The organism is Thermogemmatispora argillosa, from assembly GCF_059696725.1.
On the sequence record NZ_AP019377.1, the window covers coordinates 3539069 to 3551809 of the forward strand.

Genomic DNA, 12741 nt, shown 5'->3' on the forward strand with positions numbered 1-12741 from the left:
TGGTGCTAGCCCGAATCATCCTGTCAGCCCCTCTTGCCCTGTTCCCCACTTGCGGCTGACGGCTCTGCTCTCAAATGGTCTGCTGTCTGGGACACCAGCAGACGGGTATCGCCCACCCGTCGCGTGATACGCTCTTCATCCATGTGCTCCAGGAGAGGCAAGACGTACTTGCGTGTCGTTCCCAGCAGGTCACGTGCCTGAGCTACAGTAATGGTACCATGCTCTTGCAAATAGGATGTGATAAGTGCTACTGCTCTCTCGTATGCCTCGCGCAGCAAGAGGATAGAGCCATCGCCCAGCTTCACCAGCTCCCCACGTTCAATCAGGGCACTCACCAGCTCCCCACCTACCAGCTCTTCGGCCTCTCCTCGCGTTGGCGGCATGAACGGAGTTTCACGAAAGATTTGAAGCAGACGTTCGGCCTGCCTCTGCTGCTCGGCGCTAAAGGTTGGTGTAAACTCAGGGAGACGGAGCAGGCCAGCGCTGCCAGCTTCTGTGAGCAATCCTTCGCTGCGCAGGGCCTCGAAGACCTCCGCTGCCAGGCGGGGTGGCAAATGAAGACGAGAGCGCCATTCCTCTTTCGACAGTCCACTGCGCAAAGGAAACTGCTCATGGTAATCGCGAACCAGGCGGATGGCCGCATCACTAAGAGCTTGCCAGACACTCAGTGCGAACCAGTATGTTCCCACACATCGCACTCTTCCCTGTGTTAACAACGTCTCCAAGGCCTGCTGCGTCACAGGCTGGGCGAGATTACTCAGACGGGCCAACTCGGCGACTTCGTAGGCAGGCCAATGGGGGTGTGTTGTGCTCGTCGAGCGGCGTTGCGGACCTTCGAGCTGGGCCATGACGATGGCTTCAGGGTTGCCCTGCGCCAGGGTTGCCAGGCGCTGCAGAACCTCGCTGCGACGGCGACGGTGATAACGTGGATGCGCATCGAGAATCTCCCCGCCACCAAGCGTGAGGCTGGGCGAAGGAAGGCGCACGATAAAGCGATCATGCCGCTCGACTACCGTCGGCTCCTGCAAACGCAGCTGAGCCCAGGTGCTTTCACCGGGATGCAGCTCATCGCTCTCCAGCAAGCGCACGGTCGCTGGCACTACGCGCGCGCCGCAGTAGAAATCTACCAGGGCATTGTGACTGAGCGGGCGAGGGGCATCGGGCAGCAAGCGCAGGCGGACATCAAGCAGGGTGGTCGGTTGTAGCAAGCCTGGCAAGGTCACAACGTCACCCCGCTCTACCTCCTGGCGGGCCACGCCGGCCAGGTTGAGGGCAGTGCGTTCTCCTGGCTGGGCTACGCTAATCGCCTGGCGATGGCGCTGAAGCGAACGAATGCGCCCCTTAAGGCCTCGCGGCAAGATCTCGACCTCTTGTCCTAGCTGGAAGCGGCCATCGATGAGGGTCCCTGTGACGATGGTCCCAAAGCCGGCAAGGGTAAAGACGCGATCGATGGGGAGGCGAGGGCGTCCGTGATCGGGCCGCTGGGGGGCCTGCGCAGTGGCCTCCTGCAGGCGCGCCAGCAGGGTAGGTAGTCCCTGGCCGGTAGTGGCTGAGACAGGGACTATCGGGGCGCCGGCCAGGCTCGTAGGCCGCAGTAAGGCGGCGATGTCTTCGCTGACCAGGGCAAGCCATTCCTCGTCTACGAGGTCGGCCTTGGTCAAGGCCACCACACCGCTGCGCACCTGCAGCAAATCGAGGATAGCCAGGTGCTCGCGTGTCTGCGGCATGACGCCTTCATCGGCTGCCACAACGAGCAAGGCGACATCGATACCCCCGACGCCGGCGAGCATGTTCTTGATGAAGCCTTCATGACCAGGCACGTCAATGAGGCCAACCTCGCGACCGTCTGGCAGTGTTAACCAGGCGAAGCCCAGGTCAATGGTCATGCCTCTGGCTTTCTCTTCGGCAAGACGGTCGGGGTCGATACCTGTGAGGGCCTTGACAAGCGTCGATTTCCCATGATCAATGTGCCCGGCTGTCCCTATGCACGTCATAATTGTATTATTGATAATTCAATAGATGCCTGGCTGTTTGTATAATTTCCGTTCTTTCTCTAGGATTGGCTTGTCATCTCTGCCAGTCCTAGGGTGAAGAGAGCCTCGCTATAGTATACATCGTTGTCTGCCGACTGGCTATGGAGGGCTGTCAGCCGGGGAAGGCGTCGCGGACTGGAGGGGGTTGAGAAGGAGGTTTCTGTCTGATCTCGTGCCGATTGCAAAAGAGGAACTTGATTTTTGGTAGAGCATTGGCTACGCTAGCAGTGGAGGGATGGGCGTGGTTCTGCCCGTCCTGGAGCGCCCTGTTGTCTGGTTCACTGTCACAGGAGAAAGCACCATGACACAATCATCTGCCTCTGGAGGGGCCACAGCGCCTGTGGCCCGGCAATGGAGCTATGCCAGTGGCCCCAGCGATGTCCCGCTATTGGGGCTGACCATCGGCGACCTCTTTGATCAGACTGTCGAGCGCTTTCCTGACCATCCTGCCTTGATTGTTCGCCACCAGGGTATTCGCCTCACCTATCGTCAGTTGCAGGCGGAAGTCAATCGCTGCGCCAAAGGGCTGATGCGGCTTGGTGTCCAGAAGGGGGAGCGGGTCGGGATCTGGGCCCCTAACTGTGCCGAGTGGTGCATTACCCAGTTTGCCACAGCGAAGATCGGCGCGATCCTGGTCAATATCAATCCCGCCTACCGTCTGCATGAGGTTGAGTATGCCCTGACGCAGTCGGGCTGCAAGGCCCTCATTACGGCAGCCGCTTTTAAATCTTCCGACTATATCGAGATGCTGACCTCGCTGGCGCCCGAGTTGGCGAGCTGTGCTCCAGGAGAGCTGCGGGCGGCGCGTCTGCCTGAGCTGCGTCTGATCGTTCAGCTCGGTGAACAGTCGGTACCTGGTATGCTGCGCTGGAGCGAGCTGCTGGCCCAGGCGGAGACTGTCAGTGATGAGGCATTACAGGCGAGACAGCGAGAGCAGGAATTTGACGATCCGATCAACATTCAGTATACGAGTGGCACGACTGGCTATCCCAAAGGGGCGACGCTGAGCCACCATAACATTCTCAACAACGGCTATTTCGTGGCGCGCTTGCAGGGCTTCACTCATGAAGACCGCCTTTGCATTCCGGTGCCGCTCTATCACTGCTTCGGCATGGTGATGGGCAATCTGGGCTGTGTGACGCATGGCGCGACGATGGTCTATCCTGCGGAGAGCTTTGAGCCGCGGGCTGTGCTGGAGGCAGTGCAGGAGGAGCGCTGTACGGCGCTCTACGGGGTGCCGACGATGTTCATCGCTGAGCTGGAGCATCCCGACTTTGAGCGGTTCGATCTACGCAGTCTGCGTACCGGCGTGATGGCTGGTTCGCCTTGCCCGGTCGAGGTGATGCGCAAGGTCATCGAGAAGATGCACATGAAGCAGGTGGAGATCTGCTATGGAATGACGGAGACATCGCCGGTTAGTACGCAGACGAGGCTCAATGACCCCGTGGAAAAGCGCGTGAGCACGGTGGGGCAGGTGCATCCACACCTGGAGATCAAGATTATCGATCCGGCAAGCGGCAAGGTGGTGCCTGTGGGGCAGCCGGGTGAGCTGTGCACACGCGGCTACAGCGTCATGCTGGGCTACTGGAATAATCCCGAGGCTACGGCGCAAGCCATCGATCGGGCGCGCTGGATGCACACCGGTGATCTGGCGGTCATGGATGCCGACGGCTACATCAACATTGTGGGGCGCATCAAGGATATGATCATCCGGGGCGGTGAGAATGTCTATCCGCGTGAGATCGAGGAGTTTCTGTATACGCATCCTAAGATCAGCGATGTCCAGGTGATCGGGGTCCCGGATGCGAAGTATGGCGAGGAGATTATGGCCTGGATCAAGCTCAAGCCAGGCGAGCAGGCTACGCCCGAGGAGATCCGAGCCTTCTGTCAGGGGAAGATCGCCCATTACAAGATCCCGCGCTATATCAAGTTTGTCGATAGCTTCCCGATGACGGTCACGGGCAAGATCCAGAAATTTATTATGCGCGAGCAGGCTATTCAGGAGCTGGGCTTACAGGAGGCTGCCCGTATCCAGACGGCCTAGACTAGACTCCTCGCTCTCTGCATGTAAGGCGACGAACCAGCCAGGCGCCAGGGGGCGGCGATCCTGATCCATCCCTGGCGCTTGTTTGTCTGGCTCTCTGGAGAGCGCTCGCCAGGCTTGCTAGCGAGGAGCCATGCGCATAAAATCGACCATTGCTTTGAGCAAGCAGGCATTGGGTTGGAGCGGAACCCAGGTGCGGTACCAGTCCGAGGTCCGTCCCTCGCGTCGAATGACGATGCGCTCTGGCCCTATTGCCAGTGTTTCGACCTGGCTCCAGGGCAAGAAGTCCCTTTGGTCCCACAGGACGTCTCGGCTGACGAAGAGTGGGTCAAAATTCAAGGTCTCACCTCCCGCCGAGGGCATAGATGTTTACAACAAAGAGCAGCTCGATAAAAAGGGCAGGAAGGAGTACAAAGAGGCAACCCCAGGTCTTCTGGCGTAGTCTATAGCTAGCCAGTCACCAAGCTCCATGACCTCTGCCTGTCTCAGGATAGAGGAAGGGACTGGCTGCTGAGACGAGTATTCTTGCTGCATAGAGATCCCCCTTCGTTCGCGAGGGGGCCGTCGACTGGGCCGGCCCTTCCACCTCTGCCAAGGGCCCTACACGTTTCGAAACCTTTTCGCTGAGATATTACCATCAGGGCTAAGCAGGAAACAAAAGTATTTGCTGGGGTCACTCTTGCTATGGCAGGGATCTCTCTGACAGATGGGTAATGCGGCGCAGCCGACTCGCCGTTGCCGCTTGAGGCAGAAAGGTGGTATCCTTAAGAGGCAATGCAGTTGGTTCAAACAGGAGCAGGCAGAGAGAGGGCAATGTCTGTCAGATTGAGGGCCGATATAGATCCGGGCGAGATTCAGACGTTGATTGCCATCCTGCGCGAGCAGGGGATTCACTATCTGATCGCCAGCGCGCCACCGCCACCAGGGGCCTCGACGGCGGTTGATCCGGTCGAGCTGCTATTGCGCCTGGCTGGTTGTAATGATCCACTGGTAGAGCATGCAGTTATTGCTCTTCTCATCCTCCATCCCGAGCTGGCTCCTGCCGCGCAAGAGGCTCTCCAACGCGGTGAGGGCGAGGTCCGTGAGCGGCTGGCGACGCTTATTCTGGCCACGCTCTACCTGCAGCGCTGGTGGCTCTTTCGCCTCGCCTTTGCTCTTGGACGCCTGCCAGCTTTTCCCGAAGAGCCGTTTGCCTCTCTCTGGGAAGAGCGTCAGCTGCCACCCCCCTCTGTTGATGGAGGGCGTGCCGGCCTGCTCGCTCTGGAGGACTATCTACAGCGGCGCTATGGTTTGCCTCTCAATTTTATGGCTGACTGGCAGAATCAGATTGATCACCTGTTAGAGCAAGAGGAGGCAAAAAGGCGAGTGATCCCCAGTGAAGTGGTTGAGGCTTTGCGTGAGATGAGTCGACAGGCGTTGCAGGAACCTGCTCAGTCGGAGTGACTCCCATGAGCATGCGCTCCAGTGTTGGTCAGCAAGAAATCGAGCGCTTCCTGATCGAGCCAGGCCGTACCCACCAGCCAGCGCGATAGTTTTGATGTCCAATTGCTGAAGCGCCAGGGCTACATTGTTCTTGAAGAGCTGGATCGTCTTTGTCAGAACGTTCTAGACAAGCTGGCGTCTCCCTCCTATCGGCGGCGCTACCCCAATCTCTCGCCCGAGCGCCTACACCAACGCTACCAGGCCTTTCGCCCCCTGCTGGAAACCGATTAAAACCAGCGACCGAGCCACGGCTTCTCTTGCAGCGTTTGCTGTACCTCCTGAATATAGTGGATGGCGCCGCTGTCGTACCACTGGCCACTGAACCAGGAACCGAGACAGCCCCAAATATCGCCGGCGTGATAGCGCGGGTAGCCGGCGCTGGGCGTCGACGCCTGCAGTTGAGTCGCCAGGCCCTCATAGCACATGCGCATCATCCCGTAGACATAATCGGCATTGAAGGCCGTATCATCGCGCATCATCGGCCACTCATGGCTGAAATAGCGGTAAGTGATCTGCAGCAGACCATAAAAGGAAGGGCAAGATGAGCCATTCCAGGTGCCTGGAGGACAATAGCGGCTCGCGGTCGTCTTGCCCGCTGCAGTGCTCTGATGCCACCACGACTCGACCGCCGCCTGAGCGCGCACCAGGTCGGCATTGACCCCCCACTTGCAGGCCACCCACTGGATGATCTCATCGGTAGTCCCAGTAAAGTTGCCGCTAATGCGTGCACTGTAGCGATTGGCCTGGGGGTTCTGCGTATAAGTAGGATAGAACTGATCGATTGCAGCAAGCTGCTGAGCTGTGGGCACGCGATGATTAGCAGCCGTGTTGTCTGGACGCGGCTCCCACGAGCTGTAGTGAATACTGGCCGCGCACTGCCGATCATCGGGAAGGCTTGCCCCCACAGCACTGATCAGGCCAGGCATGGGGGGTACCGTTGCCACAGGCGTAGTGGCCACGGCCGTAGGGCGTGGCGAAGGCGTCGGCAGCGCCTCCGGCTGAAAGGTCAGCGCTCCCGCGCTCACCGTAACCGCCGGCTGGCCAGAGCCAACTGACGGGCCAGCGGATGAATGAGGCCCAAGACAAGCGCTCAAGGCCAGCAACAGCGCCAGCAGCGCCATTACCCCTGTCAACACTGGCCGCTCTGAGACGAACAGCCCCGCGGTCCTGCATATAGCGCAGCGCTTTCTCATCATCGGATCACGGCCCTCTCTGTATCACTACATGTCAACTAATCTATCCTAACGAATCAGGGCCGAGATCTTCACCGAACCTATCTATCTTCTCTGGTTCCTCGGTGAGGGGAACGCCAACCGCATGGGAGTCGGAGGATTGCGAGAGGCGCACGAAGTGGACGAGCCTGAGCGTGAGATACGGCCTGCGAGCATATTCCTTTTCTCTCTGCTCGCAGGCCGGGAGACGCAGCACCGATTATCATATCAATCGACCCGTGGCACACGCGCCAGAATCTCCGATACCACCTCGTAATTAATCGTGCCCAGACGTTCAGCCACCTGCTCCGCCGTCAATTGGGCCTCACCCTGGCGCCCAATCAGCACCACCTCATCGCCCACACGCACCCCGGGAATATCCGTCACATCGATCATACACTGATCCATACAAACCCGCCCCACAATTGGGGCCTCTTTGCCGTGAATCAGCACCGAACCCCAGGTACGCGGAGCGCGTCGGAAGCCATCGGCGTAGCCGACCGGCAGCACCGCAATGCGCGTCGGACGTGTCGTCACATACGTGCACCCATAACCGATACACTCGCCCTCTGGGATCAGCTTCACTTGAGCCACCTGCGTCTTGAAGGAGAGCGCCGGACGGAAACCGGGAGGCAGCCGAACCTCCGGTGAAGGATCGAGGCCGTAGAGGGCAATTCCTGGCCGCACCATCTCAAAGTGGGCCTCTGGTACCGTCAGCGTGGCCGCGCTATTTGCCGCATGCGCCAGCGGGGGACGCAGGCCCTCAGTCTCCAGTGCCTGCAACACGCGCTGAAAGCGTGCCAACTGCTTGCGGGTATACGACTGATCGCGCGCATCGGCCATTGCGAAATGGGTAAAGATCCCCTCCAGCTCCAGCCCAGGTAAACGTTTGACCTCCCGGGCCAGTGCCACAATGGCCTCAATTTCCTCGGCGCGAATACCCAGACGTCCCATGCCCGTATCGACCTTCAGATGCACCTTCACCGTACGCTGCAAGGCCTGGGCCGCGCGCGAGAGGGCTTGCGCGGCTTCAATCGAATACAGGGTAATCGTCAGGCCCAAACGTACCGCCTCGCGCATCTGCCAATGCGGCACATAGCCGAAGACCAGGATCGGGGCCGTAATACCCGCCGCACGCAAAGGAGCAGCCTCGCTAACCGTGGCCACCCCCAGCATGCTGGCTCCATTCAACAGGACCGTGCGAGCAACTTTCAACGCCCCATGACCGTAGGCATCCGCTTTCAAACTAGCCAGGACCTGGACCCGGGGCCCGACCAGCTCTTTAATGAGCCGCGTATTATTGGCGATGGCGCTCAGATCGATCTCCAGCCATGTCGGTCGCTCTGGGCGCATGCGCACAATCTGTTTCCAGCCTGGCGTTTGGCGCACCAAACGCTCAGGAGCCTGCGCGGGATCGGCCAGGAGGCGCTCTGTCACGCGCTCCATACGCGCCTCCTCGGAGCCTTTAATAAGGATGACATCGCGCAGCTCGCCCTCCGCCGGCTCTGCTGCTTCCTCTAACAGCGCCATGACGGCGCGAGCCGCATCCTCATGGGTCGAGGTCTGGATGATCCGCTCAGAAGGCAAGCCAGCCTCACGCGCTGCCTCAGCGATCAGCGCCGCCCGCTCGCCGCGTGTCACCAGATAGTCGACCTGGCCAGCCGCGGCCTGACCAACAAGAGCGTGGCCCTCCTCCTCAAAACTCCCCAGGTTGAGCATATCACCCAGCACAGCAATACGCCGTCGTGCGGGCAAGCGCGCCAGAGTTTCCAGGCCTGCCAGCATCGAGGCCGGCGCCGCATTGTGCGTATCATCGAGCAGCCATGTGCGCCGCAGACCGGGCAAAGGATTCAGGCGACCCGGCAGAGGAGCAAATTCCACCAGCGCCTGTGCAATTTGCTCATCGGCCAGCCCACACAAACGACCGACCGTCCAGGCGGCTAGCAGAGTCGTCACAAAGTGGGCCCCAAGTAGACGCGTTTTGAGCACCTGCCCGCGACCGGGCCAATATGCCTCTGTTCCCTCCCAAGAGACAAGCACTTTTTCCAGGGTTGCAGCCGTAAAAACCTCTAAGCGACGATCATCGCTTCGTCGCAGTAGGCGGCGGAGCAGCTCATCATCTCCATTGACCACCAGCGTCCCTTCAGCAGGCAGGTAGTCTGCGAGGCTTGCCAGCTCTGTGGCTAAACGCTCCAGGCTGCCAAAGTACTGCAATTGGGTCGGACTGATATTCGTCAACACTCCGATCCGGGGCTGAGCGATGCGACAGAGATCGCCGATTTCGCCGGGATGATCGCAGCCCAACTCGACTACCGCGTACTCGTGATGCTCCTCCAGGCGGCCCAGGGAAAGGGGAAGGCCCAGCAAATCATTGTAATTCTGCCAGCTCTTGAAAGTCGCAAAATGGCGCTCAAGTACATGGGCAATCGCTTCCTTCGTCGTTGTTTTCCCTGTACTCCCTGTGACCGCGATCACCGTAGGCCGCCAACGGGCCAGAATTGAGCGGGCATAAGCTTGCAGTGCCTGGCGAGTATCCGCAACCACAACGACAGCCGCGCCGCTCTCCTGCAGAGCCCTACGCTGCTCCTCAGAGAGGATGCTCAAATAGCGGTCCTCAATTAAAAGGCCGCCAGCCCCGCGACGCAGGGCATCCTGCCAGTAATCATGGCCATCGCCGCGCTCGCCACGTACTGCCACAAAAAGCTCTCCCGGAAGCAATTGGCGTGTATCATGATTAAAAGCGGGAAACTGCTGCTGACGTCCAGGAAAAGCTAATCTTCCTCCAGTCGCCTCTAGCAGCTGATCAAGCAGAATCATACAGCCGACCTCTCACTCTCAGGCTCAGGGACCATTGTGCCCTAGCGGGCCAGCACGTAATACATTGCGCCTACTTGCTTTATAATACCCTTTAGTTCCAGGGTCAGCAACGTTGCAGCTACGCTTTGCGCAGGCAAGCCCGAGGAGCGGATCAATTCATCAATGTGGCGTGGCTCATGATCCAGCAAGGACAACAACTGACGTTCAAGCGGATCTTCCGGCAGAGCCTGCTGCAGTTCCAGGCACTGGGCGACCGTGAACAGATTGAGCGCATCAAGGATGTCCTGCACTCCTGTAATCAGATGGGCCCCATCCTGGATCAAGCGATTGACTCCCTCACTGCCACGAGCAAACATATTGCCAGGGACAGCAAAGACATCACGACCGGCCTCCAGCGCATGCCGGGCCGTAATCAGCGCACCGCTCTTCAGAGGAGCCTCTGTTACCAGCACTCCCAGCGCCAGGCCGGCAATGATGCGGTTGCGCGCTGGGAAATTCCCGCTATCGGGATAGACGCCCGGGGGATACTCGCTTAATAAGGCCCCCTGGCCCGAAGCGACAATACGCCGTGCCAGATTCACATTCGAGCCGGGATAGAGCACGTCCAAACCGCAGGCAAGCACTGCAATCGTGCGTCCACCGGCGGCTAAAGCTGCTGTATGAGCCGTAGTATCAACACCGAGCGCCAAACCGCTGACAATGGTGACATTGTGCCGCGCCAGCTCCGTGGCCAGGCGCTCGGTCACCAACTTGCCGTAGGAACTCATGCGACGCGTCCCCACGATGGCCAGGGCACATTGATCGTTGGGACTGAGCTGACCGCGAAGATAAAGGACAGGAGGAGCATCACCCAGGCGCCGCAGGGCAGGAGGGTAGAGCTGGTCCCTAAGCGTTAACGCCTCAATATCCAGGCGCTGCAACTGTTTCAGCTCCTTCTCCGGGTCAATAGACGCTCGCTGCCGGAGCAGGCTCTCCACGAGACGACTAGTGAGGCCGGCATAAAGTAGCTCCCCTCGTCCAGCTTTCCAGGCCGCAGCCAGCTCACCATGAAAAAAAGCTACAAGCTTCTTAAAAGTGGCTGGCCCAATGCCCCGGATGCGACTGAAAGCCACCCAGTAAGCGCGCTCCTCGTCGGAGAGAGAGGCGCAGGAGAAATCTGCAGAGGGAACGGGCGCACCTGCCGGCGCGCTCCTGGCTGAGGAAGCGGCAACGATATCTTCCGTCGCGTCACCCATCGTACACATCCTTTCCACTTTACACCCAAAAAATTCTTGAGAGCGGAGACCCATTCTATGGTCAAAGGCCTCAAAGAGAGGTAGAAGAGAGCAGAAGGGTCACGGTAGAGCGACTACCTGACCTGATCCTGCACGGGTGCCGAGAGCTGGCAAAGGCCGGGCCGGAGGCTGAGCCATAGACCTGCTGCTGCTCTTCTGACCTATGGCTCAGCTTCTCTAACGACCGGAGAAAGGCGGCCTCTGCTCGTCATCGTCAGGTTCTGGCCCCTGAGAAGACGAGGACCGGGGCCCTTCCTCAGTCCCTGAGAGGCCGAAGGGCTGGTCAATATTAAAGTACGAAAAGCTGCCGGAAGCACCAGGGCCAGAGGCAGGCCATCCGGGCCGAGTGCCGGAGGGGCCTGGCGACGGAGAGTTGCCCAGGGGTGGGGGAGTCTGCCAATCTCTCCGGCTAACCGCCAAGATCTGCTCTGCAGCTTGCACAGCCTCCATTGCCTGCAGACGCTGGTGACGGACCGAAGCCAGGAGCAACATTGTCCCCAAGAGAGCCGCGAGCATCAACGCTGTTCCAAGCGCCAGCAAGAGGGGGTCATGGCTATCGCTGGTAGCCGGTGTAGGCAATTGCAGCCGGGCCGTTGACGCTGGGGGAACGGCAGGCGTCTGCATCTCGGCGGGCGAGAGCGTCGGTGGCTGGTGCAGAGCCAGATGCCATTGATTCTCAAGATGGGCCTGATCCTCGCCGATAGCGGCCTGGAGAGCCTGATCGAAATTCTGCTTACCACTGCTGAGCAACTGAAGCAGGTGCTCCATATCGGCCTTTCCGAAAGTTTGAAACATGTAAGAAACCAGATTCCAGCTTTCCGCATAAGCTAGCTCAGCCGTGTCGCTATCGCTAGGGAAATGATTCATGATCTGGATGAGCGGGAGCAAAGAGTGAGTGCGTAGAGCCTCGTTGAGGCGGTCAGTCAGCTCTGGCTCCTGGAAGAGCTGGCAGTAAACGGCCAGGCCCTCATCGAACCAGTGAGGAATAGCCACGCGATCTGAAACTGTCTGATGCAGCAGCAAATGAGTCATCTCATGAGGCATATCGCGCACCAAAGTTTCGTCTGTGGGGCTACTGACCGTAAAGAAGGCCTCATTAAGCGGAGGGAAAGCTACGCCTCCAACCCATTCAAAGGTATCTGGTGGGAGCGCTCTTCGGAAAGCGCTATCGCTGCTATAGACCCAGAGATCAAAGACATGGTGGTAGCTCATGCCCGTCACTTGGGTTAGATGCTCCTCATCGCTCAGAGCACGGCTGAGCAAAGCCTGACTAAAACCAGGAGCTGTATTATACCAATGGAGACGCATATATCCCTGCGTTGCACTTTGCCAGGTGAAACGTGTGTCACTTACAATAAAATTGGTATACTTAGTAAGGTGAACATTATCTATCGAATCGGTTAATTCCCAATAATACGTAATCGAAGTCCCAGGCAACACATAATTGTCCCCGCTAGTATTCATGCGCCAATCAACAGTAATATTTTTAGATTTATTAACGGAAACAGTTTCTGTGTCGTCAAAGCCGAACATAGGAATAGAGATATGGATGGCGGCGGAGACGATGGGAGCCAGGCTATCCACAGCGCTGAGCTGGAAATCAATGTAGTCAGGGAAATGGACGCTCTGCGATTGAGCCGTCACCGAGATTGGATCGGCGGACGGCTTTGCCTGAGCGGGGGAGGCCAGTCCTCCCAAAAGCAGCCAGGCAGCGACAAGAGAAGAAAGAACTCTGATCACCAACGGCAAGCGTTCATGGTGCACAAGCATGGGTATATTGCTCCTTTGCAAGCGAACGGCCCAGGCTTCTATTACCTCGTGTATTGTACATGATTCATCTGGAGATGTGAAGCTATGAATTGGTACAGCTGTTAGTGTGT

The 12741-nt window shown here is 58.7% G+C and carries 9 protein-coding genes; 3 read left to right on the forward strand and 6 right to left on the reverse strand.

Annotated features, from left to right (window positions below; all coding sequences use genetic code 11):
* Positions 1–23: 23 nt before the first annotated feature.
* Positions 24–1994 carry a selenocysteine-specific translation elongation factor gene (selB, locus tag AC6H1L_RS13835; protein WP_497598076.1) on the reverse strand — a complete coding sequence of 657 codons (1971 nt, stop codon included), beginning with the start codon at positions 1992–1994 and terminating at the stop codon, positions 24–26.
* Positions 1995–2334: 340 nt separating this feature from the next.
* Between selB and AC6H1L_RS13840 the strand changes: the two genes are divergently transcribed.
* The gene (locus AC6H1L_RS13840) at positions 2335–4077 is read left to right on the forward strand and encodes an AMP-binding protein (protein ID WP_497598077.1); all 1743 of its coding nucleotides are present in this window, start codon (positions 2335–2337) and stop codon (positions 4075–4077) included.
* Between the two features lie 120 nt (positions 4078–4197).
* Here AC6H1L_RS13840 and AC6H1L_RS13845 read toward each other — a convergent pair whose 3' ends face one another.
* Complete coding sequence (locus AC6H1L_RS13845) at positions 4198–4416, reverse strand: hypothetical protein (RefSeq protein ID WP_497598078.1); 219 nt, start codon at positions 4414–4416, stop codon at positions 4198–4200.
* Positions 4417–4890: 474 nt separating this feature from the next.
* Between AC6H1L_RS13845 and AC6H1L_RS13850 the strand changes: the two genes are divergently transcribed.
* Positions 4891–5520, forward strand: coding sequence for a hypothetical protein (locus AC6H1L_RS13850; RefSeq protein WP_497598079.1), 630 nt, complete (start codon positions 4891–4893; stop codon positions 5518–5520).
* A gap of 102 nt (positions 5521–5622) precedes the next feature.
* Positions 5623–5790 carry a hypothetical protein gene (locus AC6H1L_RS13855; protein WP_497598080.1) on the forward strand — a complete coding sequence of 56 codons (168 nt, stop codon included), beginning with the start codon at positions 5623–5625 and terminating at the stop codon, positions 5788–5790.
* Here AC6H1L_RS13855 and AC6H1L_RS13860 read toward each other — a convergent pair.
* From AC6H1L_RS13860 to AC6H1L_RS13875, 4 genes are all read right to left on the reverse strand, one after another.
* Positions 5787–6692, reverse strand: coding sequence for a hypothetical protein (locus AC6H1L_RS13860; protein WP_497598081.1), 906 nt, complete (start codon positions 6690–6692; stop codon positions 5787–5789). The genes AC6H1L_RS13855 and AC6H1L_RS13860 overlap by 4 nt on opposite strands.
* A gap of 306 nt (positions 6693–6998) precedes the next feature.
* Positions 6999–9587, reverse strand: a complete 2589-nt coding sequence (gene alr, locus AC6H1L_RS13865) for an alanine racemase (RefSeq protein ID WP_497598082.1) — start codon at positions 9585–9587, stop codon at positions 6999–7001.
* 41 nt (positions 9588–9628) lie between these two features.
* A complete protein-coding gene (gene dprA / locus AC6H1L_RS13870; RefSeq protein ID WP_497598083.1) occupies positions 9629–10822 on the reverse strand; it encodes a DNA-processing protein DprA in 1194 nt (397 codons plus the stop codon).
* A 216-nt stretch (positions 10823–11038) separates the two neighbouring features.
* Positions 11039–12631 carry a peptidase MA family metallohydrolase gene (locus AC6H1L_RS13875; protein WP_497598084.1) on the reverse strand — a complete coding sequence of 531 codons (1593 nt, stop codon included), beginning with the start codon at positions 12629–12631 and terminating at the stop codon, positions 11039–11041.
* Between the last annotated feature and the right edge of the window lie 110 nt (positions 12632–12741).